Origin of the sequence: Streptococcus oralis, assembly GCF_003943415.1 — a bacterium.
Classification (GTDB): Bacteria; Bacillota; Bacilli; order Lactobacillales; family Streptococcaceae; genus Streptococcus; species Streptococcus oralis_BJ.
Genome location: NZ_RJPK01000001.1, coordinates 360471 through 387101 on the forward strand (window position 1 = coordinate 360471; position 26631 = coordinate 387101).

Annotated in this window: 26 protein-coding genes and 1 pseudogene; 12 read left to right on the forward strand and 15 right to left on the reverse strand. The window is 39.3% G+C overall.

What is annotated here, in order from left to right; all coding sequences use genetic code 11:
• Nucleotide 1 precedes the first annotated feature (1 nt).
• On the forward strand, nt 2-1309 hold the full coding sequence (ftsY, locus tag D8801_RS01750) for a signal recognition particle-docking protein FtsY (RefSeq protein ID WP_125847398.1): 1308 nt from the start codon (nt 2-4) through the stop codon (nt 1307-1309).
• 44 nt (nt 1310-1353) lie between these two features.
• Here ftsY and zwf read toward each other — a convergent pair whose 3' ends face one another.
• The 3 genes from zwf to D8801_RS01765 form a co-directional block, all read right to left on the reverse strand.
• Nucleotides 1354-2841, reverse strand: a complete 1488-nt coding sequence (gene zwf / locus D8801_RS01755) for a glucose-6-phosphate dehydrogenase (RefSeq protein ID WP_125847400.1) — start codon at nt 2839-2841, stop codon at nt 1354-1356.
• 149 nt (nt 2842-2990) lie between these two features.
• Nucleotides 2991-3731: an amino acid ABC transporter ATP-binding protein gene (locus tag D8801_RS01760; RefSeq protein ID WP_001096337.1), complete on the reverse strand. Its 741-nt coding sequence runs from the start codon at nt 3729-3731 to the stop codon at nt 2991-2993.
• On the reverse strand, nt 3731-5179 hold the full coding sequence (locus D8801_RS01765; RefSeq protein ID WP_125847402.1) for an amino acid ABC transporter substrate-binding protein/permease: 1449 nt from the start codon (nt 5177-5179) through the stop codon (nt 3731-3733). The genes D8801_RS01760 and D8801_RS01765 overlap by 1 nt, the downstream gene beginning before the upstream one ends.
• A 173-nt stretch (nt 5180-5352) precedes the next feature.
• Between D8801_RS01765 and D8801_RS01770 the strand changes: the two genes are divergently transcribed.
• The 8 genes and pseudogenes from D8801_RS01770 (at nt 5353) to D8801_RS01805 (ending at nt 13703) form a co-directional block, all read left to right on the forward strand.
• Nucleotides 5353-6306 (forward strand): CPBP family intramembrane glutamic endopeptidase, encoded by a 954-nt coding sequence (locus tag D8801_RS01770; RefSeq protein ID WP_125847404.1) that lies wholly within the window; start codon nt 5353-5355, stop codon nt 6304-6306.
• 76 nt (nt 6307-6382) lie between these two features.
• Nucleotides 6383-8371, forward strand: coding sequence for an excinuclease ABC subunit UvrB (gene uvrB, locus D8801_RS01775; RefSeq protein ID WP_125847406.1), 1989 nt, complete (start codon nt 6383-6385; stop codon nt 8369-8371).
• Between the two features lie 40 nt (nt 8372-8411).
• On the forward strand, nt 8412-9449 hold the full coding sequence (locus D8801_RS01780; RefSeq protein WP_125847408.1) for an acyltransferase: 1038 nt from the start codon (nt 8412-8414) through the stop codon (nt 9447-9449).
• Between the two features lie 81 nt (nt 9450-9530).
• A pseudogene (locus tag D8801_RS01785) lies at nt 9531-9719 on the forward strand (UvrB/UvrC motif-containing protein); the annotation flags it as partial.
• A gap of 19 nt (nt 9720-9738) precedes the next feature.
• Nucleotides 9739-11637, forward strand: a complete 1899-nt coding sequence (locus D8801_RS01790; protein ID WP_125847410.1) for a DUF2971 domain-containing protein — start codon at nt 9739-9741, stop codon at nt 11635-11637.
• A gap of 63 nt (nt 11638-11700) precedes the next feature.
• On the forward strand, nt 11701-12564 hold the full coding sequence (locus D8801_RS01795) for a hypothetical protein (protein WP_125847412.1): 864 nt from the start codon (nt 11701-11703) through the stop codon (nt 12562-12564).
• 105 nt (nt 12565-12669) lie between these two features.
• Nucleotides 12670-13212 (forward strand): hypothetical protein, encoded by a 543-nt coding sequence (locus D8801_RS01800; RefSeq protein ID WP_125847414.1) that lies wholly within the window; start codon nt 12670-12672, stop codon nt 13210-13212.
• A 23-nt stretch (nt 13213-13235) separates the two neighbouring features.
• Complete coding sequence (locus tag D8801_RS01805) at nt 13236-13703, forward strand: 8-oxo-dGTP diphosphatase (protein WP_125847416.1); 468 nt, start codon at nt 13236-13238, stop codon at nt 13701-13703.
• On the opposite strand, the gene D8801_RS01810 is transcribed toward D8801_RS01805, so the two are convergent.
• The 5 genes from D8801_RS01810 to coaB all read right to left on the reverse strand — a co-directional run bounded on the left by D8801_RS01810 (nt 13700) and on the right by coaB (nt 16795).
• Nucleotides 13700-14215 carry a transcription repressor NadR gene (locus D8801_RS01810; protein WP_125399343.1) on the reverse strand — a complete coding sequence of 172 codons (516 nt, stop codon included), beginning with the start codon at nt 14213-14215 and terminating at the stop codon, nt 13700-13702. The two genes, D8801_RS01805 and D8801_RS01810, sit on opposite strands and share 4 nt — an antisense overlap.
• Nucleotides 14216-14226: 11 nt before the next feature.
• Complete coding sequence (locus D8801_RS01815) at nt 14227-14754, reverse strand: ECF transporter S component (RefSeq protein WP_125847418.1); 528 nt, start codon at nt 14752-14754, stop codon at nt 14227-14229.
• Nucleotides 14755-14995: 241 nt separating this feature from the next.
• Complete coding sequence (locus tag D8801_RS01820; protein WP_125847420.1) at nt 14996-15559, reverse strand: ECF transporter S component; 564 nt, start codon at nt 15557-15559, stop codon at nt 14996-14998.
• Complete coding sequence (gene coaC / locus D8801_RS01825) at nt 15543-16094, reverse strand: phosphopantothenoylcysteine decarboxylase (protein WP_001274053.1); 552 nt, start codon at nt 16092-16094, stop codon at nt 15543-15545. Before coaC ends, D8801_RS01820 begins: the two co-directional genes overlap by 17 nt.
• An 11-nt stretch (nt 16095-16105) precedes the next feature.
• A complete protein-coding gene (coaB, locus tag D8801_RS01830; RefSeq protein WP_125847422.1) occupies nt 16106-16795 on the reverse strand; it encodes a phosphopantothenate--cysteine ligase in 690 nt (229 codons plus the stop codon).
• 228 nt (nt 16796-17023) lie between these two features.
• On the opposite strand from coaB, the gene D8801_RS01835 reads away from it, so the two are divergent.
• The 3 genes from D8801_RS01835 (at nt 17024) to radC (ending at nt 21891) form a co-directional block, all read left to right on the forward strand.
• Nucleotides 17024-18694: a formate--tetrahydrofolate ligase gene (locus D8801_RS01835; RefSeq protein WP_125847424.1), complete on the forward strand. Its 1671-nt coding sequence runs from the start codon at nt 17024-17026 to the stop codon at nt 18692-18694.
• A 182-nt stretch (nt 18695-18876) separates the two neighbouring features.
• Nucleotides 18877-21168 (forward strand): DNA helicase PcrA, encoded by a 2292-nt coding sequence (pcrA, locus tag D8801_RS01840; protein ID WP_125847426.1) that lies wholly within the window; start codon nt 18877-18879, stop codon nt 21166-21168.
• Nucleotides 21169-21210: 42 nt separating this feature from the next.
• Nucleotides 21211-21891: a RadC family protein gene (gene radC / locus D8801_RS01845; RefSeq protein ID WP_000286939.1), complete on the forward strand. Its 681-nt coding sequence runs from the start codon at nt 21211-21213 to the stop codon at nt 21889-21891.
• Here the strand turns inward: radC and D8801_RS01850 are convergent.
• From D8801_RS01850 to D8801_RS01880, 7 genes are all read right to left on the reverse strand, one after another.
• Complete coding sequence (locus D8801_RS01850) at nt 21888-22577, reverse strand: gamma-glutamyl-gamma-aminobutyrate hydrolase family protein (protein WP_125847428.1); 690 nt, start codon at nt 22575-22577, stop codon at nt 21888-21890. The genes radC and D8801_RS01850 overlap by 4 nt on opposite strands.
• Nucleotides 22578-22592: 15 nt before the next feature.
• Nucleotides 22593-23234, reverse strand: coding sequence for a redox-sensing transcriptional repressor Rex (locus tag D8801_RS01855; protein ID WP_000653416.1), 642 nt, complete (start codon nt 23232-23234; stop codon nt 22593-22595).
• A gap of 88 nt (nt 23235-23322) precedes the next feature.
• Nucleotides 23323-23532, reverse strand: a complete 210-nt coding sequence (locus D8801_RS01860) for a DUF4649 family protein (protein ID WP_125847658.1) — start codon at nt 23530-23532, stop codon at nt 23323-23325.
• A gap of 6 nt (nt 23533-23538) precedes the next feature.
• A complete protein-coding gene (locus D8801_RS01865; protein WP_125847430.1) occupies nt 23539-23886 on the reverse strand; it encodes a DUF1831 domain-containing protein in 348 nt (115 codons plus the stop codon).
• A gap of 4 nt (nt 23887-23890) precedes the next feature.
• A complete protein-coding gene (locus tag D8801_RS01870; RefSeq protein ID WP_125847432.1) occupies nt 23891-25006 on the reverse strand; it encodes a cysteine desulfurase family protein in 1116 nt (371 codons plus the stop codon).
• 9 nt (nt 25007-25015) lie between these two features.
• The gene (locus D8801_RS01875; protein WP_084975459.1) at nt 25016-25975 is read right to left on the reverse strand and encodes a ribose-phosphate diphosphokinase; all 960 of its coding nucleotides are present in this window, start codon (nt 25973-25975) and stop codon (nt 25016-25018) included.
• Nucleotides 25976-26042: 67 nt separating this feature from the next.
• On the reverse strand, nt 26043-26612 hold the full coding sequence (locus tag D8801_RS01880) for a CYTH domain-containing protein (protein WP_125847433.1): 570 nt from the start codon (nt 26610-26612) through the stop codon (nt 26043-26045).
• Between the last annotated feature and the right edge of the window lie 19 nt (nt 26613-26631).

Genomic DNA, 26631 nt, shown 5'->3' on the forward strand with positions numbered 1-26631 from the left:
TATGGGATTATTTGACCGTCTATTCGGGAAAAAAGAAGAGCCGAAAATCGAAGATGTTGTAAAAGAAGCTCTGGAAAATCTTGATTTATCAGAAGAGGTTGAAGAAAACCAAACGGCAGTCGAAGAAACTTCTCAGGAAGAGACAGCAAGGGACAAAGTGGAAGAAACACTTGCTCAAGAAGAAATTCCACAGGTCACGACAGATGGGGCCATTGAACCAGAAGCAGTCGAGGAAATGGCTCAAGAAGAGCCTGAGCTAGAAGCTGATGAATTGGAGCAATTCCAAAAGGCAGAAGAAGTTCTAGAAGAAGAGAGCCAAGAAACTATAGAGAGCGAAGAAGAGTTCGCGTCTGAAGTAGAAGAAGAAAGTCCTCAGGTTGAAGAAACTGTTCAGGAAAAATATGACCGCAGTCTCAAGAAAACCCGTACGGGATTCGGAGCTCGTTTGAATGCCTTCTTTGCCAACTTCCGCTCTGTCGATGAGGACTTCTTCGAAGAATTGGAAGAGCTGCTCATCATGAGTGATGTCGGTGTGCAGGTTGCTTCGAACTTAACAGAAGAGCTTCGCTATGAAGCTAAATTAGAAAACGCTAAGAAGACTGACGCACTTCGTCGTGTCATTATCGAGAAATTGGTTGAACTCTATGAGAAGGATGGCAACTACGATGAAAGTATCCACTTCCAAGATGGTTTGACAGTCATGCTCTTTGTTGGTGTTAATGGTGTTGGGAAAACAACTTCTATCGGGAAATTGGCTCACCGCTACAAACAAGCTGGCAAGAAAGTCATGTTGGTTGCTGCAGATACCTTCCGTGCTGGAGCCGTTGCCCAGCTAGCAGAATGGGGCCGTCGTGTTGATGTTCCTGTTGTGACGGGGCCTGAAAAAGCTGATCCTGCTAGTGTTGTCTTTGATGGGATGGAACGTGCTGTAGCAGAAGGAATTGATATTCTCATGATTGATACAGCAGGTCGTCTGCAAAACAAAGACAACCTTATGGCCGAGTTGGAAAAGATTGGTCGTATTATCAAACGTGTCGTTCCAGAGGCGCCACATGAAACCTTCCTAGCACTCGATGCGTCAACTGGACAGAATGCCTTGGTACAAGCCAAAGAATTTTCGAAAATTACCCCTGTTACTGGTATTGTATTGACAAAAATTGACGGAACTGCCCGAGGTGGTGTTGTTCTGGCTATCCGCGAAGAACTCAATATCCCAGTGAAATTAATTGGTTTCGGTGAAAAAATCGATGATATCGGGGAATTTAACTCAGAAAACTTTATGAAAGGTCTTTTAGAGGGCTTGATTTAATACAAAATAAATATCCTGCAAGTCAATCTTGCAGGATATTTTTGCTATTCTAAACGGCCATCTTCACGATAGGCGATATCTGGTTGCCAGGTCCATTTGGCTCCATATTTTTCAAGTAAGTCAAAGCTAGCTTGTGGTCCCATGCTTCCAGCTTTATAATCGTAGAGTGGAGCTCCATTTTCAGCCCAGAGCTCTTCGATACGGTCAATCAATTTCCAAGAAGCACTTACTTCATCCCAGTGGCTAAAATTGGTTGGGTTGTTGTTCAAGACATCGTAGATCAGTTTCTCGTAAGGATCTGGTGAAGCTCCAGTAGCGGTAGCATCTGTACGATAATCCAGAGAGCTTGGTGCTAGGTTAAATTCTTCACCTACTTGTTTACCATTGAGGCTGAGAGAGAAGCCCTCTGTTGGCTGGATATAGATGGTTAAGATATTTGGTGCCAATGGTTCTCCGAAGATAGAGTCCATTTGCTTAAAGACGATATTGACATGAGTGCCTTTTTCTGTCAGGCGTTTACCAGTACGGAAGAAGAAAGGAACGCCACGGAAGCGATCGCTGTCTACAAAGAAGGCACCGGATGCAAAGGTTTCTGTTGTAGACTCAGGGTTAACGTTTGGCTCGCTACGGTAGGAAATGTATTTCTTACCATCAATCTTTCCAGAACGGTATTGACCACGGATAAAGTGTTCTTTTAGTTCTTCCTCACTTGGTTGGTGGAGATTTTTAAATACTTTAATCTTCTCAGCACGAATCTCATCTTTTGTAAAGCTGGCAGGCTTGTCCATGGCTAAAAGTGATAAAAGCTGGAGAGTGTGGTTTTGAACCATGTCACGGAGGGCACCAGATTCATCATAGTAGCCACCACGTTCCTCAACTCCCAAGCGCTCAGCAAAGGTAATCTGCACATTATCAATGTGCTCACGGTTCCAAACATTTTCAAAGATCATATTGGCAAAACGAACCGCAAAGATACTTTGAATCATTTCTTTCCCCAAGTAATGGTCGATACGGTAGATCTGTTCTTCATCAAATGTTGCTAAAAGATCTTCATTCAGCTTACTTGCAGTTTCATAGTCTGTACCAAAAGGTTTTTCAACAATCAAGCGCTCAAAGCCTTTGCCGTCAACGATGTTTTCAGACTTGAGGTGTTTGGCAATGGTACCAAAGAATTGAGGAGCCATCGATAGGAAGAAGAGTTTGTTGTGGTCCGTTTGGTATTTCTCATCAAGCTCAGCCTGTAATTCACGTAAAGCAATGTAATTATCAGTATCATTAACATCATGACTTTGATAGTAGAAATGACTAGCAAACTCTTGGGCTTGCTCGGTACTATCTGCCAAATCAAGGATGGACTCGACAACTACAGATTCAAAATATTCCTTACTCCAAGGTCTACGAGCTGTTCCGATAACTGCAAAATGTTCAGAGAGATTGCCTGATTTATAGAGTCTGAAAAGGGAAGGGTAGAGTTTGCGTTTAGCTAAATCTCCACTCGCACCGAAAATTGTAACAATAACCTTTGATGACATCTAGCTACCTAATTTCTATATTTTTTCCTAGTTGGACTAGGGATGAGATTTCCTCATTATCATAGTTTTTATTTTATCATAATTTTCAAAAAAATCAAAAAATCCAATACGTAATTAAAAAACTGTAAGGATTTCCTTACAGTTTCGTTTTATACGTTTAGGACCTTGTCCAAGAACTCTTTCAGACGAGGGTGTTGTGGGTTATCAAAGATTTGGTCTGGTGTTCCATCTTCCAGGAATTCACCATCAGCCGTAAAGATAACACGATTGGCTACCTGACGAGCAAATCCCATCTCGTGGGTTACGATGATCATGGTCATACCTTGCTCCGCCAATTCCTTCATAACGTTTAGTACATCTCCAACCATCTCGGGGTCGAGGGCAGAAGTTGGCTCATCAAAGAGCATGATGTCAGGATTCATGGCTAGACCACGTGCGATAGCCACACGTTGTTTTTGACCACCTGAAAGGCTATCTGGGTTGGCATTCGCTTTATCTGCTAGTCCAACCTTTTCAAGCAATTCCATCCCCAATTTTTCAGCTTCTTCTTTGGTCATCCGTTTGTGTTCAATAGGTGCAAAAGTGATATTCTCTAGGACGGACATATGAGGGAAGAGGTTGAAGTGTTGGAAAACCATTCCTACGTTCTCACGAACATGGTCGACATTGGTCGATTTTTCAGTCAAATCATAACCATTTACTGTGATATGGCCACTCGTTACCTCCTCGAGAAGGTTAAGGCTACGGAGGAAAGTGGATTTACCAGAACCGGAAGGACCGATGATACAAACAACATCTCCTTCATAGAATTTGGTTGTAATACCTTTCAAAACTTCATTTTTTCCATAATACTTATGCAAATCATTTACATCAATTTTTAGTTTTGCCATTAACGAATCCTCTTTTCTAAGCGTTTCGCTAGTCTAGTCAAAAGCGTGATAATTACAAGATAGAAGATAGCAAGGATTGCATACATCTTGAAACTTTGGTAGTTACGGGCGATGATAATCTTACCAGTTTGGAAGAGTTCAACCAGACCGATAGCTGACACGATAGTTGTATCTTTAAGAGCAATAACGAACTGGTTGACGAAGTTTGGAAGCATTAGTTTAGTTGCTTGCGGCAAGATAATCTTACGCATGGTTTTTCCATAAGAGATACCAAGACTGCGACTGGCCTCCATTTGACCAACTGGAACGGCTTGGATACCACCACGAACAATTTCAGCAATATAAGCAGCCGAATTTAGCGAAAGGGCAATGGTACCAGCAACAAAGTCGTTGATTGGACTTTGTTGGCCTGTGATAGACTCGATGAAGTTTGGAATTCCCCAGAAGATGAAGGCTGCAAGAATCATCAAAGGAATACCACGAATAACGTCAACGAAAATCTCAGAGATAAGACGAAGAGATTTGTATGGACTAACGCTGAACATACCAAAGATAATCCCAATCACGATCGCAATCGCAAACGAAATAAGGGCTAGAGCGAGAGTGATTCCAAGCCCGCTAAGGAGTTGCTTGTAGTTGTTTTGAAGCAAACCCCAGATAGTGGTTTCGTCAACTGTATTTGTAGAAGTAGTTGATGCTTCGCTGGCTAGATACTTGTCAAGAATTTTTTGGAATTCACCGTTTGCTTTTAGGTTGGCAAGTCCCTTGTTGAACATCTGAATCAATTCAGGATTGCTGCCTTTCTTGACTGCAAAGGCTGTTTCACCGATTGGAGTTCCAGCGATTGGCGTTTTCAATTTTTGCCCTTGGCTGATAGAATATTTGAGAACAGGCTCATCATCCATCACGGCATCGATAGCTCCAGTGTTTAGACTGTCATACATAGAAGAGCCATCTGAAAAAGTTTTAATTTTGTAGCCGTATTTGCTTTGGTTCTCTGTAAGGAATGTTTGAGAAGCCGTCCCGTTTTTAACACCAACTGTCTTATCCTTGAGGTCTTCATAAGAAGCGATGGTGCTTGATTCTTTTACACCGAGAATGGTATTAGCAGTGTAGTAGGAATCTGAGAAGTCAAACGTTGCTTTACGAGCATCCGTCACAGACATACCAGCGATGATACCATCAGCTTGTCCAGCCTGAACGGCGCTGATAGCTGCATCAAATCCAGGATTGGTAATTTCAATCTCAATTCCTTGATCCTTGGCAATAGCCTTGATCAAGTCCATATCAATACCAGTGTACTCGTTGTTTGAATTTTGAAATACGAAGGGAGCAAAAGATGAATCACTGGCAATAACATACTTGGATTTAACTGTGTCAGCTTTTACTACTCCTAGTGAGAAAATGGGAAATAAAATTAGCAAAAATGCTAGGATTTTTTTCTTCATTTTAAGTCTCCTTTCCGAATATTTTCCCATTATAACAGAAAATATTTCAGAAGGCAAATTTTACAGACTTATATGTTAGAAAATATAACATAAAAGCCCTTTGTTTCTTTCTTGAATTGCCACTACAAAGTGCTATAATAATAGCATATAATAGAAGAAATGAGGGTAGGAACATGAAGAATAAAAAAATATTTAAAGACTTCCAATCTTCCCAAACGGGTTTAAATATTTACACAAGTCCTTTGTTAGCCTTTGTTTTTGTCTTTATAGGAGAGTTTGTTGCATATACTTTGTATGGTATTAGTTTGTTAGCTCTCATCGGACTTGCTAGAAATTTTGGAGAGGCTGGTCAAAATCTTGCAACTTACTTGCAAACCTTGCAGCAGAGCTTGACGGATAAAACAAGTGACTTTCGTTTAATTTTAGCATTGCTGTCCTTTGGTTTTATTCTCAATACTGTGTTCAGATGGACTAAAAAAGTTGAGAAAAGATCTATTAGAACCTTGGGATTTTATAGAGAAAATTTCCTTAGCAGTCTTCTGAAAGGATTTGGCCTAGGTTTGGCACTTTTTCTTCTGACCTTGTTAGGTTTGGTGGTCTTGGGGCAATATCGTTTGGAATCCATTCGCTTGAATCCTTATTCGCTTACTTTTGTCGTCTTTACTATCCCATTTTGGATTTTACAGGGGACAGCAGAAGAAGTGGTGTCCCGTGCTTGGCTTCTTCCACAATTGGCCTCAAGAACCAATCTAAAACTTGCTGTTGTCATATCTAGCATATTCTTTACCCTGCTTCATGTGGGAAATTCTGGTCTAACACCTCTATCTCTAGTGAATCTCTTCTTATTCGGAGTTGCCATGGCTCTTTACCTTCTCAAAACTGATACAGTTTGGGGTGTTGCAGGTATTCATGGAGCTTGGAATTTTGCTCAGGGCAATATTTTTGGCATTTTAGTTAGCGGTCAACCGTCAGGAACGTCTCTGATGATCTTTTTACCACAAGGCGATCAAGGCTGGCTATCAGGAGGCTCTTTTGGGATTGAAGGTTCTATCATGACAAGTTTAGTCTTGTTACTTCTGATTGTCTATCTCGCTAATCAATTAAAGAAAGAAAATGAAAGGATGTGACTTAGGTCCGTCCTTTTCTTCGTGAAAATGCTATAAGTATGCTAAAATAGGAATAGCACATGGAGAGAGGATTCTTATGATCAATCGGATTACAGATAATAAATTTAAACTAGTATCAAAATACGAACCTTCAGGAGATCAACCCCAGGCAATTGAGCAGTTGGTTGATAATATTGAAGGTGGAGAGAAAGCCCAAATTTTGATGGGGGCGACGGGTACAGGGAAGACCTATACCATGAGTCAGGTCATTTCCAAAGTCAATAAACCAACTTTGGTCATTGCCCATAACAAAACCCTAGCTGGTCAGCTCTATGGAGAGTTTAAGGAATTTTTCCCTGAAAATGCTGTTGAGTACTTTGTGTCCTACTATGACTATTACCAACCAGAGGCCTATGTACCTTCTAGCGATACCTATATTGAAAAGGACAGCTCTGTTAATGACGAGATTGACAAGCTCCGCCACTCAGCGACTTCAGCCCTTCTGGAACGTAATGATGTCATCGTTGTGGCTTCTGTCTCTTGTATCTATGGTTTAGGTTCGCCTAAGGAATACTCTGATAGCGTGGTTAGTCTCCGTCCAGGTCTTGAGATTTCGCGTGATAAACTCTTGAATGACTTGGTAGATATTCAGTTTGAACGCAATGATATTGATTTCCAACGGGGAAGATTTCGCGTTCGTGGGGATGTGGTAGAGATTTTTCCAGCTTCCCGAGATGAACACGCTTTTCGAGTAGAGTTTTTCGGGGATGAGATTGACCGTATCCGTGAAGTTGAGGCTTTGACAGGTCAGGTATTGGGAGAAGTGGATCATTTGGCGATTTTCCCTGCGACTCACTTTGTGACCAATGACGATCACATGGAAGTTGCTATTGCCAAGATTCAGGCAGAGTTGGAAGAGCAGTTAGCTGTCTTTGAGAAGGAAGGAAAACTGCTAGAAGCCCAGCGTTTGAAACAACGGACAGAGTATGATATCGAGATGTTACGTGAGATGGGTTATACAAATGGGGTTGAAAACTACTCTCGTCACATGGATGGTCGTAGCGAAGGAGAGCCCCCTTATACGCTTCTTGACTTTTTCCCAGATGATTTCTTAATCATGATTGACGAGAGCCACATGACTATGGGGCAGATTAAGGGAATGTACAATGGAGACCGTTCTCGTAAGGAAATGCTGGTTAATTATGGTTTCCGCTTGCCGTCTGCCTTGGACAATCGTCCTCTACGTCGGGAGGAGTTTGAAAGTCATGTGCATCAGATTGTTTACGTTTCAGCGACACCTGGTGACTATGAAAATGAACAGACCGAGACAGTGATCGAGCAAATCATTCGCCCAACAGGGCTTCTAGACCCAGAGGTGGAAGTCCGTCCAACTATGGGACAGATTGATGACCTCTTAGGTGAAATCAATGCCCGTGTTGAAAAAAATGAGCGAACCTTTATCACAACCTTGACCAAGAAGATGGCAGAAGACTTGACCGACTACTTTAAGGAAATGGGTATCAAGGTTAAGTACATGCACTCGGATATCAAGACTTTAGAGCGGACTGAGATTATCCGTGACCTACGTTTGGGTGTCTTTGATGTCTTGGTCGGAATCAACTTGCTCCGTGAAGGGATTGACGTTCCTGAGGTAAGCTTGGTTGCCATTCTCGATGCTGATAAGGAAGGTTTCCTTCGTAACGAACGTGGCCTCATCCAGACCATTGGACGTGCTGCACGTAATAGCGAAGGACATGTCATCATGTATGCGGACACGGTGACTCAGTCTATGCAACGTGCCATCGATGAAACGGCCCGTCGTCGGAAAATTCAGATGGCTTATAATGAAGAGCATGGTATCGTTCCACAAACCATTAAGAAAGAAATCCGTGACCTGATTGCCGTAACCAAGGCAGTTGCCAAGGAAGAGGACAAGGAAGTAGATATCAATAGCCTCAACAAACAAGAACGCAAAGACCTTGTCAAGAAACTAGAGAAACAAATGCAAGAAGCCGTCGAAGTGCTTGACTTTGAACTGGCAGCTCAGATCCGTGATATGATGCTGGAAGTCAAGGCGTTAAACTGAAAAAATTATAAAGAAATAGAAATATATAGAAAGACATAATATGACAGCAAAAAAAACTAGACACATAGGCATTGAATGTTGTAGAATTTTAGCTATGTTGATGATTTGCAATTTACATGTTTTGGGTATGGGAGGCATTTTGGAGAAAGTTGATAGTCAAAAAGATCTTTACTATATTTTTGCAAATTTTTTAGAAGCTTTCTCATATTCAGCTGTAAATATTTATATTTTAATCAGTGGGTATGTCGGTCTTTATTCACAATTTAGTTATAAAAAAATGTTTAGTTTTTGGGTACAGATTATTTTCTATACTATTTCAATTACTTTTGTATTTGCTATTTTTTCAAAATCATCTGTCAACTTAAGTGATTGGTTTTCAGCTTTTACTCCAATAAGTCATGGACAGTATTGGTATATGAGTTGTTATTTTGGTTTAGTCTTAATAGCACCATTTTTGAATCAAGCAGTGCTGACATTGAAAAAAGAACTATTGCTTCCAATTATTAGTGGAGCATTTATATACTTTTCCGTCATACCCACAGTATTTAAACAAGATACTCTGGGTCTGTGGGGTGGATATAGTGTATTATGGATGATTCTCTTGTACACTTTAGGAGCAATTATTAGAAAATTCAATTACGAAAGTCATTTTCAAATACGTAATGTTAGTGGTTTAATTTTATTTCTAACTAGTTTAACTTTTATATTGTGCTGGTTTGGTTATGAACAGTGGAGAAGTTATATTTCTCCAACGGTCACACTTCAAGGCATAGCAATCTTTTTACTATTCTTGAAAATTAAAAATCTTCCTTTAACTTTTAAGAGACTAGTTCTTTTAGTATCTCCACTAACTTTGGGGATTTATCTGTTTCATGTACATCCTCTTATTTTTAGAAGAATTATACCAAACATTTATACTTTAGTTGAAGAACAAGAATTACTCATGTTTGTCATTATTATTCTAGTTATGACACTTGTCCTATTTTTTTCAGGCGCTATCATTGAGTATTTTAGAAATAAATTAATGGCGTATATTCTCGCTTTAATTAAGAATTTAAAAAATCTTAAACAAACTTAAAACTTTATTGTTTTATTAAAAATAGGAGCAAGAGCACTAAATTATACACTGAGACAGTGACCTTAAACTTTTACTGAGATTATCTCTAACCTGATTGCCATAACCAAGGCGGTTGATAAGGAAGTCGATATCAATAGCCTCAACAAACAAGAGCGCAAAGAACTCGTCAAGAAACTAGAGAAACAAATGCAAGAAGCTGTCGAAGTGCTTGACTTTGAACTGGCAGCGCAGATTCGAGATATGATGCTGGAAGTCAAGGCGTTGGATTAGAATTTTAGAAGGAGATAAAATGGAAGTGTTAAATTATTTTACAGGTAAATTTAGTGAATCTGAATTAAAGAATCATTTTGACTCGTTGGACGAAAATAAACTGAAATCCGAACTTGAAATCTTTATTAATCAATATTTAGAGTTATCTGAAGAAGAACAATTAAAATATGCAGACAAGGTTCTGTATGTTTGTATGAATTTAATAGAAAAAATAGGTAAGATCGCAGCAAAAAATATATTAGTTACACTAAATAAAATATTATTAAATAATGTCCAGTCATTTAATTGGTTTGAAAATTTTGAATATTTATATATTTTGTATAGATATTTATTTTTAACAAAGGAATATGAAGAATATTCTATATTGTTTGAAAATGATAGTTATTTCTTTAAAATCCGTGATTTAATATTAAAAGAAAATCTAGAGGATGGAAAAAAACTTATTTCGACCATACTTTCAGTTTTTGTTGTATTATTTGAAAAAGATAGTTTGCCAGAAGAAAGAAGAAACTATTTTAAGAAGGAATTAGAATCATTCATTGGCTTTATATTTAAAGATCATGATTTTAAAGATAATGATTTTAAAGACATTTTATATTGGTATTTTGAATTAGATGAGCTTGTTTCAATTTTTCAATTTGAGCACTTAAAGATAATAAATGACTATTTTATGGAGAATCCTCAAGCTGAAGATATTGATGACTATCTAGATTTTGTGTTAAGACACTTTGATGATGTAATTGAAGATTCGATTGATGTTGTTCGAAAGATAGCAGAAGAAAATGATTCGGATATAATTCGCAACCAAGCTATTAAGTTAATTGAGAAGTATAATCATGATATTTTGAATGAGAAAAGTGATTCAGAATTTATCCTGTCATTTGATGCTAATCAACTTTTAGAACAAGCGGATAAGATTATATACTATATACGTTCTAAATTAACTGTTGATGCTACAGAGTTAAAAGAAATTGGTTCCTTTGGACATTATACTAAGATTGACACATTAACAAATCATCTTATAAAAGCTGACTGGAAAAATGACAATAAAAATGAAAATGATTCTAAAGAAAAATCTCCCTTTTTACGACTGACTAATCTAAAACAGTTAAATGATCCGATGGAAGGAAGAGTAATATATGATTATTTGGGTATAGATAATACGTTTTTCAAACAATATCAAACTTCCAATGTTTTTATATCTTCTCTAACCACGGTATCTGATAGTTTACCTATGTGGAAGGAATATGCAGATTCATCTCAAGGTGCCTTCCTTGAATATGATCTGTCTTATCTTGAAGATATTGTTGCTCATAAATCAATAGAGTTTGTTAAAGTTCATTATTTAGATTTAATGTCAGAAAATAAAGACGAAACAGAGGTTGGTAAATTTCTTCATAATTTAAAACAAATTTTTGAAAAATTACAGGAGCTGGAAGCTGAAAAAGAATTAATAGATTTTGCTGAGAAATTAAAGAAGATTTCTTACCTTTTCAAAGTTAAAGACTATGAGTATGAAATGGAGTATCGTATTTTAATTAATTTAGATGATACAGCGATACAAAATATTATTAATAGAGATGCTAATGATTCATCAAATGAGAAATACTTGAAGAAAGAAGAAATTGGGTTAGAAGTTTTTGATAAAGTTAACCATAATGATTTTAGCTTGAAGAAGGAAGAAATTGGATTAGAGATTTTTGATAAGGTTAACTATAAAGATTTTAGGAAGTATATCGTATTAAGTCCAAAAGATAAAGGTAGATATGATTTATTTGTATACATCAATTTACTTCCCTTGAAATACTCAAAAGTTATTCTAGGTCCAAAGGTTACGGATGCAGACTATATTGCTCCTTATCTCAAACTTGCCAATCCTGATATAGAGATAGAAAGTTCGAAAATTCCTTATCGTTGAGTTGAGAAAAAATTAAAGCTTCAAAGAAATTATAATCTTTTTATTAATAAGGAGAATCTAGTAATGAAAAAATGGTTACTTTTAATTTTCTGTATTATAAATATTGTCCCTTTATTCTTTATTCTACGTTTTGCCTTCCTTATCTTTACAACAACTTATGATATTTTTCCTGAAGCAAATCAAGCGGAAGTAGAGACAGCAGTAAGAAGAACCCTTGATTTGTATGGTTTTAAAGGAGATATGAAGGTTACGAAGTTTTCTAGAGATAAATGGACTTCTGAAAAATACAAAATTGAATACGATTATAGTGAAGAGGTTGATGGAAGTAGAGTCACTGTGAGTCATGCCTTGTTTTATCGTCCAAAGTCCTCAAAATACAATCCCCAAAAGACTGATGAAGAACTAGCCTATGATGGGACTACGAAAACCATGTTACAAGAATTTTCAGACATGGCTCATAAACTACTCAACCAGCATCCTGTCAGTGTTTCTAACAAAGAAAAGGTAGAGAGTTTTTTTAAGCAATATGAAAATCCAAATCTAGAATATGTGAACAGTTACTGGAGTGTCGATACTGAATCTGAAAATATCCAAGACTATTATGCCCTCATTGAAAAGAACCGTAAGGAAGGAAAAGCTTTTCAAGGTTTGTATGATATTCCTATTGATGAATTCTTGGAAAAAGAAATGATTAAAGGATACATCATCTATCGCGATACTGTTTTAGAAGAGGGTGAGAAAGATTATTTTGATAGTGAAGGCGGACTGACAGGATTTATTTCAAATGGGATAGATAATGCCGAGTTGCCAGATGCCTTTTATGAGGTTTCTTACTACTATGGTGCTAAAGGATATCGTTCAGGTAGTAGTGTTTCTTTAAAAGTTCAAAACCATAAGATGCTCTATTATGGAAGTAATTTTAACTAAAAATTTTATATGTAATAATTTGTGTTAAAATAATAGACGAGATAATTTAAAAGTGATGGATATTAGTCATTAGTTAGTAGTTTGAATTTAAAGGAGAAATAAATAGTGAAAAAATCGAGTACTTTTAACAAGCTTATTTATACTGTCCTATATTCCTTACTGATAGCATTTGTTATCGCTCATTTCATATTATGGTCATTTGGTTTATCATTTACTCCGATTATTTGGAATATTTGGATCTTTCTTCTAATTTTTACTCTATTTATTCGCTTTTTGAAGTCCTTTGCAATTCTTGATCTTCTATTTGGGATATTTGGACTGAAATTTATTCCCATAGCGTGGAATACAAGGCTTTTTGTTCCAATTATCCTCTCTATTTCGCATATTTTTATTTACTTTTTAAAGGGGAAATATCGCTTCCTTGAAGGAGTGCGCAGTGCGATTTGTAGTTTTTATATTTGGTTATTTGTAATTGTCGTCTTCGCTTTTATTCCAAATCCTCCTGTTCCAATCACTATTGATTATGAAGTTAGGGAACAAGAAATTGTCATAACAAAAGGATATTTGCTTCATGATGTATACTATTATCATGAGCTGATTAATCCCTTTATCATGAAATCTGACATCAAGTCTGAAAAAATTCTATAATAAATTAGAAAGTGAGTAAATTTATGTCCCGTGCCCAAGCAACTATTTTAACCAACATCTGTCTAATCGAAGATCTAGAAAATAAGCGAGTAGTCATGCAATATCGCTCTCCTGAAGAGAATCGCTGGTCTGGTTATGCCTTTCCTGGAGGTCATGTTGAGAATGGCGAGGCTTTTGCCGAGTCAGTTATCCGTGAAATCTACGAAGAAACAGGTCTGACCATTCAGAATCCCCAACTGGTTGGTATTAAAAATTGGCCTCTAGATACAGGTGAACGCTACATCGTCTTTTGTTACAAAGCGACAGAGTTTACTGGAAATCTCCAATCTTCAGAAGAAGGAGAAGTATCTTGGGTGCAAAAAGACCAGATTCCAAACTTGGATCTGGCCTATGATATGTTACCTTTGATGGAGATGATGGAAGCTCCGGACAAGTCTGAATTTTTCTACCCTCGCCGTACAGAGGACGGCTGGGAGAAAGAAATTTTCTAGTCTTTTACTAAATAACCTAATTGATCCAAGGCCTCCTCGATATAGTGGAGGTCTTGTTGTGTCTCAGCTTCAACAAGGTGATAATGAATGCCATCTGTCAATTCAGAAAGTGGTCTAAAGTCAGAATTTTCAACTTGTTCCAGAAAGTGCTGGACATCTCGACGACAGGTGAGTTTGAGCAGAGTTTCAATTTCACCATAAACGGGATGATCGATTAAGATATTTTGAACGCGTCCGCCATTATCTACAATAGCTAGAAGTTCCTGCCCAATTTCTTCCAGTTCATGTTTCACTTTAAAGAGTTTGTGAACGTAAGGACTGGCATTGTTTTCTTTATAGATATAGCCACGATTGGTGGATAGGATAGGAGCACCATCGGCTCTCAAGATGGCAATATCTTGGACGATAATTTGGCGCGTGACATGAAAGTGTTCAGCCAAGGTCTGACCATTGAGAGCTTTTGGTGACTCTTTTAAAAGTTTGAGAAGAGCTTGTTTGCGATCTTTTGTCATAGCTTTTCCTTTTAGCGACGTTTTCGAAGCACTTTATAGACAGCTAGTGCTAATGTATAGTCTACCATACTATGAACGATTGTACCAAAACCAACTAGGACAAAGAGAACATAAAACATATTTTCAACATTTGTACCTGAAGTAGCATAGAAGATGATACAAGCTACCACCTCAGCAATAGCATGAACAACACCCAAAACAAAGTTAAAAATCCAAGATGCCTTTGGTTTATCCAAGGTTTCAGGGAATTTTTTTAAGTAAAATGCTCCCAAAATACCAAAAACGATGTGAGAAAAGGCGCGCAGGACGATAACCATGGGATAGCCTGCCATCAGGAAGCCAAGACTAGAAGCGATGATCACAAAACCAGCCATCAAGGGTGATAGGAACATGGCGATAAAGATGGCGATATGACTTCCCAAGGTATAAGAAGCGGGTGGGATGACGATTTTAAAAGGCATAATGATTGGAATCAAAATCGCGATTGCTGTGAGTAGGGCAGTCATCGTCATAAACTGCGTTTTTTTCCGTATATCCATAAGAACCTCCATTTAACTGTATATACACAAGTATAGTACAATAAATAGATAGACATGTCAAGAATTTATTTTGATTTTATTGAAAATTTTCAAAAGTATAGGTGGTAGATTCAAAGGATTTTCATATATTTTCAAAATTTTGAACTAATGACTCTTTGATAAATAACCATTTATGAGTAGAAGATGAGCCTTTACTGGTGAAAACTAAAACTCCACCTTCAGGACGAAAGTGGAATTATGTTTATTTCTTCAAGGTTTCGAGACGTGGGACAATTGCTACTGTGAGAACTGCAGAGATGAGGAGTTCAGCAATTGAGTTTGTAGAGATAACCGTTGCCAGGAGTTTTTGGATATTTCCATTGAAGACATTTCCAAAAAGTAAGAAGATTCCCCCAAGTACAAAGACGGTGTTGGTAAGTGAACCGAGAGCTCCGGCAATGATGAGACCCGTTCTGTTTTTCAATAATTTATAAACTAAATAAGGTGTCAGACCAATCAAAATGCGAGGTAGAATGGCGATCATTGCGGAATAGATGTTTCCGTTTGGTACAAAAGGTGAGAATAGATAGCTGGTTGGAAGGATGGTAATCGTGTTAACCGTCAAGCTAAGTAGCCCCATCAAGAAACCAAGTGTAACACCAACTCGTGGGCCGTAAATAATACTTGCAATAATAACAGGAATATGCACGATAGTTGGTTTGATTGGAAATGGGAAAAGATTAAATAGGAGAGAGCTCAAAAAGTGGATAACGAGCATAACTGCAAAAAAGATAGCAATTGGAGCAATGTTAGAGCGTTTGTTCATCGAGGGTTTCCTTTATTCTTTCTAAAATAGTATTCAGGTCAGCTAGGGCGCCTTTGCCGTGATCGCCACAGGCTAGTAGAGATTCCTTTGGAGAGATAATCTGATAACCATAGGTCTCTAATGTTTTTAGATTAGCCTGAGTTGCCGGATGGTCATACATTTTTGTGTTCATGGCTGGTGCGACTAACTTTTTGACATGGTCTGGCAGGGCAAGAGCTATACTCGTAACCATGTTATCCGCAAAACCATGTGCTAGTTTGGCAATGGTATTAGCGGTAGCAGGGACGACGATAAAAAGGTCGGTTTCTTTGCCTCTTTCAATATGATTGACTTGATCAGGATAGGGTTCCTGCATGACATCAAGGTGAACAGGATTTTGTGAGAGTACCTGTAGTGTCAAAGGCTGGATAAACTCTCTCGCCGCCTCGGTCATTAAGACAGTGACATTATGGCCTTGTTTTTTTAAAGAACTGACGAGATCAGCTGCTTTATAGGAGGCGATGGAACCTGTCACTGCGATTAGAATGTTTGCCATGGCTTTCCTTTCTAAGAATCGTATGCTTGAATTTTTTCAAGAAGGAGGCTTGCAATTTCCTCTTTGGTTTGAACAGTTTGAAGATGCTCTTTCTCAACAAAGATTGCCCGATGCTGATTTGCTGAAATTTGAGTAAGGTCATTTGCAATGATCAAGTCTGCTCGGTTCTTGATAAGACTCTGTCTAGCAATTTCTATGAGATAATCCTCAGAGACATCAACTAGCAGTTTGAAACCAATCAGATGAATAGCTGGATTCCATTCCTTGACTAGAGAGATGATTTTAGGTGTTTTTTTCAGGAATAAAACCTGAACCTCATCAGTTGAAGAAATCTTAGTCTGATGATTCTGCTTGTTTAAAAATTCTTCTAGATTAGAGCTAGCCTGTACTTCCTCAAGCCCCGTCATATAAACAGGTGTGTAGTCTGATACAGCCATTGAGTGGACTAAGACCTGATATTCCTTAACACGTTCTTGCATAACAACTAGAAGGTCGTTGGTATTGTCAATTTCTCGAATGCTTAGGTTGGGATGAGTTTCTGGCTTCACAGCTCGTTTTGTCGTTATCAAACAAACTTCGTGTCCCGCAGCAAGCAAGGTTTCTGTGATGGTTTTCCCCAAGCGACCTGTGGAATGGTTCGTAATAGAGCGGACGCTATCGATAGCTTCACTCGTACCGCCCGACGTAACTAAAATTTTCATAGGACTATTGTACACAAAAATAAACAGTAAGTAAAATGAAAGCGATAAATTTTTTCTAAAACGAAGGAATACTATAGTCTAAAACTATAAAAGCATATAAAATTTTAAAAAGCGCTATTGTAACCCCTGAAATATTGATATTTACGAACGTTTTAAGAGTTTAAGGGTGTTAAAAATCTTGTTTTGTGTTATAATGAATTATCACATTAGAGATTAGAGGAGTTTGTTATGAAAACAGATATTGAAATCGCGCAGAGTATTGAGTTAAAGCCAATCGTGGATGTTGTGGAAAAGCTTGGTATTTCTTACGACGATTTGGAGTTGTATGGAAAGTACAAGGCTAAGCTAAGCTTCGATAAAATTCGTGCAGTTGAGAGCAATCCAGTTGGTAAATTAATCTTGGTAACTGCCATCAACCCAACGCCTGCAGGTGAAGGGAAATCAACCATTACCATTGGTCTTGCAGACGCCTTGAACAAGATTGGTAAGAAAACCATGATTGCCATTCGCGAACCGTCACTTGGTCCAGTCATGGGGATCAAGGGGGGGGCAGCCGGTGGTGGTTATGCCCAAGTGTTGCCAATGGAGGACATCAACCTTCACTTTACTGGGGATATGCATGCCATTACAACTGCCAACAATGCTCTTTCTGCCTTGATTGACAATCACCTGCACCAAGGAAATGAGTTGGGAATTGACCAACGTCGTATCCTTTGGAAACGTGTTGTGGACTTGAATGACCGCGCTCTTCGTCATGTGACCGTTGGACTTGGTGGTCCTCTAAACGGTATTCCACGTGAGGACGGTTTTGATATTACAGTTGCTTCTGAAATCATGGCCATTCTTTGCTTGGCGACTGATATTGAAGATTTGAAACGTCGTTTAGCTAATATCGTTATCGGTTATCGCTATGACCGTACACCAGTTTCTGTAGGTGATTTGCAGGTTGAGGGTGCTTTGGCTTTGATCTTGAAGGATGCTATTAAGCCGAACTTGGTTCAGACAATTTACGGTACACCTGCCTTTGTACACGGTGGTCCATTTGCCAACATTGCTCATGGATGTAACTCTGTTTTGGCAACAAGTACAGCCCTTCGTTTGGCTGATTATACTGTTACTGAAGCTGGTTTTGGTGCGGACCTTGGTGCTGAGAAATTCCTTGATATCAAGACACCAAACTTGCCAACTTCTCCAGATGCAGTAGTTATTGTCGCAACCCTTCGTGCCCTTAAGATGAATGGTGGCGTAGCTAAGGACGCTCTTACAGAGGAAAATGTGGAAGCAGTGCGCGCAGGTTTTGCTAACTTGAAACGCCATGTTGAAAATATTCGCAAGTTCGGTATTCCAGCAGTTGTTGCGATTAATGAATTTGTCACGGATACAGAAGCTGAAATCGCAGCTTTGAAGGAACTTTGTGCCTCAATCGATGTGCCAGTTGAACTAGCAAGTGTCTGGGCTGATGGTGCAGAAGGTGGCGTAGCGCTTGCCGAAACGCTTGTCAAGACTATCGCTGAAAATCCAGCCAACTACACACGTCTTTATGACAATGATCTTTCTGTCCAAGAAAAGATTGAAAAGATTGTTAGTGAAATCTACCGTGGTAGCAAAGTAAACTTTGAGAAGAAAGCTCAAACGCAAATCGCTCAGATTGTTCAGAATGGATGGGACAAATTGCCAATCTGTATGGCAAAAACGCAATATAGTTTCTCTGACAATCCAAATGCACTTGGAGCACCTGAAAACTTTGAAATTACCATTCGTGAATTGGTACCAAAATTAGGTGCAGGCTTTATTGTAGCCCTTACTGGTGATGTTATGACCATGCCAGGACTTCCAAAACGACCAGCAGCTCTCAACATGGATGTTGAAAGTGATGGAACTGTTCTAGGATTGTTCTAATGATATAAATGATATTAAATGAGTTTGGAAATGCTATCCAAGCTCTTTTTCTTATCTAGATATGAGGAGTTATCTTCAGCTGATGAGAGAGTTTTCTTCTACACGCAACCAGTCTAGGTAAAGATATTTTCCCTGATTTTTGATATAATAGTAACATTGACTTCAAGAATAAGGAAGAGAAAATGAACGCATTATTGAATGGAATGAATGACCGTCAGGCTGAGTCGGTGCAAACGACAGAAGGTCCCTTATTGATTATGGCGGGGGCTGGTTCTGGAAAGACTCGAGTTTTGACTCACAGAATCGCCTACTTGATTGATGAAAAGATGGTTAATCCTTGGAATATCTTGGCCATTACCTTTACCAATAAGGCTGCGCGTGAGATGAAGGAGCGTGCTTATGGGCTCAATCCAGCAACTCAGGACTGTCTGATTGCGACCTTTCACTCCATGTGTGTTCGTATTTTGCGTCGTGATGCAGATCACATTGGCTACAATCGTAATTTTACTATTGTAGATCCTGGTGAACAACGTACCCTTATGAAGCGCATTCTCAAGCAGTTAAACTTGGATCCTAAAAAATGGAATGAACGAACCATTTTGGGAACCATTTCCAATGCCAAGAATGATTTGATAGATGATGTGGCTTATGCTGCTCAAGCTGGTGATATGTACACGCAAATTGTGGCCCAGTGTTACACAGCCTATCAAAAAGAACTTCGTCAGTCAGAATCGGTTGACTTTGATGATTTGATTATGTTGACCCTGCGCCTCTTTGATCAGAATCCTGACGTCTTGACTTACTATCAGCAGAAGTTCCAGTACATTCACGTTGATGAGTACCAAGATACCAACCATGCCCAGTACCAACTGGTCAAACTCTTAGCTTCACGCTTTAAAAACATCTGCGTGGTTGGGGATGCGGACCAGTCCATCTACGGTTGGCGTGGGGCTGATATGCAGAATATCTTGGACTTCGAGAAAGATTATCCTCAAGCCAAGGTAGTTTTGCTAGAAGAAAATTATCGTTCAACTAAAACCATTCTCCAAGCTGCCAATGACGTCATCAAAAACAATCAAAATCGCCGCCCCAAGAATCTCTGGACCCAGAATGCCGATGGGGAGCAGATTATTTACTATCGTGCAAATGACGAACAGGACGAGGCTGTTTTTGTAGCCAAAACCATCGATGAACTTGGTCGCAGTCAAAACTTCCTCCACAAGGATTTTGCAGTTCTTTATCGAACTAATGCGCAATCCCGTACTATTGAGGAGGCTCTCCTAAAGTCCAATATTCCTTATACTATGGTTGGTGGGACCAAGTTCTACAGCCGTAAGGAAATCCGTGACATTATCGCCTACCTCAATCTCATCGCTAATCTGAGTGACAATATCAGTTTTGAGCGCATTATTAACGAACCAAAACGTGGAATTGGCCCAGGAACAGTTGAGAAAATCCGTGACTTTGCTAACCTGCAAGAGATGTCTATGCTGGATGCTTCAGCCAACATCATGTTGTCTGGCATCAAGGGAAAGACAGCCCAGTCGATCTGGGATTTCGCAAATATGATTCTGAATTTGCGCGAGCAACTGGACCAGTTAACCATTACAGAGTTAGTTGAGGCTGTTTTAGAAAAAACAGGTTATATCGATATTCTCAATGCCCAAGCAACCTTGGAAAGCAAGGCTCGGGTTGAAAATATCGAGGAATTTCTCTCTGTTACCAAGAACTTTGATGACAATCCTGATAGTCAAGAAGAGGAAACCGGTTTAGATAAACTAAGTCGTTTCTTGAATGACCTTGCCTTGATTGCGGACACAGATTCAGGCAGTCAGGAGACGTCAGAAGTGACCTTGATGACCCTCCATGCAGCTAAGGGACTCGAGTTCCCAGTTGTCTTTATCATCGGGATGGAGGAAAATGTCTTTCCGCTTAGTCGCGCAGCTGAAGATCCAGATGAGCTAGAAGAGGAACGCCGTTTGGCCTATGTAGGTATCACACGCGCAGAAAAGATCCTCTATCTGACCAATGCCAACTCTCGCCTGCTTTTCGGTCGTACCAACTACAATCGTCCGACCCGTTTTATCAATGAAATTAGTTCGGACTTGCTTGAGTATCAAGGTTTGGCTCGTCCAGCTAATACCAGCTTCAAGGCATCTTATAGCAGTGGTGGGATTGCTTTCGGTCAAGGAATGAGTTTGGCTCAGGCTCTTCAAGAACGGAAACGCAATGCTGCACCAAGTTCTATCCAGTCAAGTGGTCTTCCATTTGGACAATTTGCAGCAGGAAATAAAAAAGATTCAAGCAATACAAACTGGTCTATTGGGGACATTGCTCTCCACAAGAAGTGGGGTGAAGGTACAGTCCTTGAAGTTTCAGGTAGTGGCGCTACTCAGGAACTAAAAATCAATTTCCCAGAGGTAGGACTGAAAAAACTCCTAGCCAGCGTAGCCCCAATTGAGAAAAAAATCTAATTTTTCATCCTTCTCACGAATAATAAAGTGAGGAGGATTTTTATGTATAGTATTTCATTCCAAGAAGATTCACTCTTACCGAGAGAAAGACTGGTTAAAGAAGGAGTAGAGGCTCTGAGCAATCAAGAATTGTTAGCCATTCTGCTCAGAACAGGAACGCGTCAAGCAAACGTTTTTGAAATTGCCCAAAAAGTCTTGAATAGTCTAAACAGCTTAACTGATTTGAAAAAAATGACTCTGCAGGAATTGCAAAGTCTGTCTGGTATTGGACGTATTAAAGCCATTGAACTACAAGCGGTAATTGAACTGGGTCATCGCATTCACAAACATGAAACCCTTGAGATGGAAAGTATTCTCAGTAGTCAAAAGCTAGCCAAGAAAATGCAACAGGAACTTGGTGACAAAAAACAAGAGCACCTAGTGGCGCTCTATCTCAATACTCAAAATCAAATCATTCATCAGCAGACCATCTTTATCGGATCTGCGACACGTAGTATTGCTGAACCGAGGGAAATCCTTCACTATGCATTGAAGCATATGGCCACCTCTGTGATTCTCGTTCATAACCATCCATCTGGTGCCGTATCTCCTAGTCGAAATGACGACCATGTCACTAAGCTGGTCAAGGAAGCTTGTGAACTGATGGGAATAGTTTTCTTGGACCATCTGATCGTCTCGCACTCAGATTACTTTAGTTACCGTGAAAAGACGGATCTGATTTAGAGTTCGTTAACAACATAGTCAAATAGCGTTTTATCTTTGGGTCGATTTTCAAAGAGAAATTCAGGATGCCATTGAACACCAAGATAAGGAAAGCCGTCCGTAGTTGTCACAGCCTCAATGATTCCATCTTTAGGATCATGTGCTACAACCTTAAGATTAGGAGCTAGATCTTTAATACTCTGGTGGTGGAAGGAGTTGATATGGGAGATTTCTCCATAGATTTCTCGGAGAATTGTATCAGGCTCCGTTACGAGGCGTTGGGTCGTGTATTCGGCTGAACAGTCCTGCCAATGATCCTCGATATCTTGGTGAAGCGTACCTCCCATAGCGACATTGAAAAGCTGGGTACCCCGACAAACAGAGAAAATTGGTTTCTTCTGCTTGATGGCTTCTCTGATAAGGGCTAATTCAAACTGGTCTCTTTGAAGATGGTAGTCATCGCTGTCAATGGTTTTAGGTTCACCATAGAATTTTGGATCAACATTTTGCCCACCCGTAAGGATGAGTTTATCAATCATAGCGACGTAATGGCTTGCCATTTCTTGATCACCAATCGGAAGGATGATTGGAATTCCGCCAGCGTCCTTGACTCCTTCAACAAAGCCTTTTGCTGCATAGCTCATCATGACATCATCATCTGGATGAGCTTTTTCATTTCCTGTAATCCCAATAACTGGTTTTTTCATAAATGCTTTCGCTTTCTAATCCTCTTTACGCATAAAATAGAGGAGAGTTTGGAGTTCGCTTGTCAAATCGACATACTGAACGACCACATCTTTTGGAAGATGAAGGTGGACGGGTGAAAAACTGAGAATACCTTTTATACCCGCATCGACCAAAAGATTGGCAACTTCTTGTGATTTAACACTTGGAACAGTTAGGATAGCAGTTTTGACATCTGCTTCTTTGATTTTTTCTTTAATCTGAGAGATACCATAGATTGGAATCCCATCAGGTGTCTGGCTCCCAACTTCTGGATGGTCATCTAGGTCAAAGGCCATGATAATTTTCATCTTGTTACGCTCATGGAAGCGGTAGTGGAGAAGTGCATGCCCCATATTTCCAATTCCAACCAACATAACATTAGTAATCGAGTTATCATTTAGGAGATCAGCAAAAAACGTCATCAATTTTTTGACATCATAACCAAAACCACGACGACCTAGTTCGCCAAAATAGGAGAAATCTCGACGGACAGTCGCAGAATCGATACCGATAGCCTCTGCAATTTGCTTAGAGTTGGCACGTTCAATTTTTTCTGCATGAAATCTCTTGAAAATTCGATAGTAAAGAGAGAGTCTTTTTGCTGTTGCTTTTGGAATAGCAGACTGTTTATCTTTCACAAAATCACAACCTTTCTATTCTTCTATTTTATAGAAACATTGTGAAAAAATCAACAAAAACAAGAAAAAACTAAGAGAATTCTTAGTTTTAATCTGAAAAATTAGTTTGTGATAAAAAACGGTAGAGATCGCCAACTAATCCTTGATAAATCACTTTATCATTCCGTGTTAAGGAACTGATTAGGAGAGTGTCGGGCAGGGTAACACAGCCTGATAGTGATAGCATAAGCTCTTCGTAATCGGCAAATTCAAGTGTACGTTCTACGTGATAGTTATCTTTATAAGTCAAACGAAACATAGCCAATCATCTCTCTTCTTTTGTGAAGATTCCGCGTTCTACAAGACTGTCCATGAGGAAGTAGAATTTCTCTTGGTGGATATGGTGTTCTTCAGATTTAAAGATATTGACCAAACGAAGACCTGATTTGTCAGTGATATTAATTTTAACACCTGTAAGCTCTTTGTTGATGATAATTTTTAGTAGGAAACCTTCACCACTATTAGGAACTTTTTCAAGTAGACGAGTCAGTTCGTAGTTTCCTACCTTTGTTTCAAAGAAAGTATTGTCTCTTAGTGTGAATTTTTTGACAGATGGGCTAAGTGTGTAGTCGTAGCGGCAGTTTTGTAGTTTAATGGTTTTTTCGAATGCCATTAGGTTAATCTCCAATAATATTTTTTAAGGTTTGTGCCAGTTGTTTCAGTTCGTTCTCGGTATTAAGAGGGGACAGACTAATACGGACAGACTCTTTTAAACGATGGGAATCCGATTCATAAAGAGCTTCGAGTACATGACTGGTCTGCACAATACCAGCAGTACAGGCTGAACCAGTTGAGATTGAGATTCCTTCAAGGTCTAACCGAAGCAAGAGTAAGTCATTTTTTTGACCAGGAAAGCCAATGTTGAAAACATAAGGAAGCTGGTGTTTGCTTTCGTTGAGATAGAAGTCGAGTTCCGCAATTTCACCAAGAAAAGCAGTTTTTAATCCCTCTAGTTTTTGGTAATGCTCGGCCTGATGATCCAAGTCTTCTTTGAGGGCAGCAACCATACCGACGATGGCAGCAAGGTTTTCTGTTCCAGCCCGTTTCTTTTGTTCTTGATCGCCACCGTGAAGGTAGGAATCAAAGCCCGTGGAAGAAGCATAAAGAAAGCCAACTCCTTTTGGTCCATGGAACTTGTGAGCGGAAGCACTAAGGAAATCAATTCCTAATTCTTCAGGATGGATAGGGATTTTTCCGATAGCTTGAACAGCATCAACATGATAAGCAGCAGGATGCTCTTTTAAAATATGTCCAATTTCAGCGATAGGTAAGAGACTACCCGTTTCATTATTGGCATACATGGTAGAAACTAGAATGGTATCGTCACGTAACGCTTCTTGAATTTGCTGAGCAGTGATTTCTTGATTTACTGGTTGGATGATGGTCGTTTCAAAGCCAAAATGTTGCACCAGGTAATCAATGGTCTCAAGCACAGAATGGTGCTCAATAGCTGTCGTGATGATGTGTTTTCCACGCTCTTGATGGCGGAGACAATAGCCGATAATAGCGGTATTGTTACTTTCTGTACCGCCAGATGTGAAAAAGATTCGTTGTGGCTTGGTTCTAAGTAAGTGAGCCAACTCCTGACGCGCTTCACGGAGCAGTTTACCAGCATGGCGACCATGACTGTGAATACTTGAAGGATTCCCATGGGTTTCCTGCATGACCTTGGTCATTTCTGCGATAGCTACTGCTGACATTGGAGTAGTAGCAGCATTGTCCAAATAAATCAAAGAATCACCTTATTCCTTTTTATTATATGCAAAGAGTGGGCTAACTGGTTTTCTTTCGTGGATACGGACGATGGCATCACCAATCAATTCGCTAGCGGTGATATAACATACATTTTCCGGAGTTCTTTCTTTGGTTGCTACAGAGTCTGTCACAAGGATTTCTTTAATGTTAGCTGCGTCAAGAAGCTCAGCAGCGCCTTCTACAAAGAGACCATGACTGGATACCGCATAGATTTCAGTTGCACCTTCACGTTCGACGATTTTTGCTGCTTCTGAGAAAGTACGTCCAGTATTTAGGATATCGTCAATCAAGATGGCCTTCTTGCCTTCAACATCACCGATGATATAACCTTGGCTACGCTCTGAATCGTCTTGAGCATAGTCAATGATTGCGATTGGTGCATCTAAATATTCAGCTAAGCTACGGGCACGTTTGACGCCAGAGTTTTTTGGACTAACAACAACGACATCTGATCCCAGCAACCCTTTATCGCTGTAGTGTTTAGCAAAGAGAGGAATTGTATAGAGGTTATCTACTGGAATGTCAAAGAAACCTTGAACCTGAACAGCGTGGAGGTCAAGCGTTAGAACACGACTTACACCAGCCTTGACAAGCATATTGGCAACTAGTTTTGCAGTGAGAGGTTCGCGAGAAGAAGCGATACGATCCTGCCGAGCATAACCAAAGTAAGGAAGGACAACGTTGATACTATGAGCACTTGCACGTACACAAGCATCGACCATGATTAACAACTCCATCAAGTGGTTGCTAACGGGGTAGCTGGTTGATTGGATGATGTAGACATCGTAACCACGGACACTCTCTTCAATGTTGACCTGGATTTCACCATCAGAAAATTGGCGTGAAGATAATTTTCCGAGAGGTACCCCAACCGTCTCTGCGATTTTTTGTGCAATTTCATGATTGGAATTAAGTGCAAAAAGTTTCATGTTGTTTCTATCTGACATTATAGACCGTCCTCTGTAAACTCTAAATATTTTATCTCCATTATTTTACCAGAAAATGGAGATTATTTCAGCATTTTTTCATGCTTTTAATAAAACGAATTAATTTTGAAGGAGCCTTTTGATAAGTGATACTATTTTCTGAAAGAAATTGCTGAAAATCTCGTTTTCCTTTCTCGTGATCAGTGACCTCTAGCTCCAGTTCGTAGTCTGTATGATCAAAGTAGTGACTTTCATCTAGTGCCATTAGACCAATCGACGTTTCCGTTTCGTAACGAATAGTTGCAAGACAGCCCAGAACAAACCAGTCTTGGCTTTCAATACCAATTTTAGCGAGCTTCTCTAAAACGAGCCCTTGAGGTAGTTTTTGTTTTTCTAAGTATGATTCAGCCTCTGGAAGAGTTAGTTTCTGGTTGTATTCCATATTTCCTACAGTTTGTGGCACTTTCAAGGTCAACTCCGCCCAATCTGAAAAGGTGCGAATGCGCATGGCAACCTTTTTTTCACGCAATTGGAAATCAGGTGTATCAATGTAGTAGTTTTTCTGTAGGACGGGTTGGATATGGGAAAACTGTTCTTTTAAATGATCGTAATCCTCTTTTTTCAGTAGTGTTTTCAGTTCAATTTCTAAATGTTTCATTTTTCTAACCTTTTTTCTA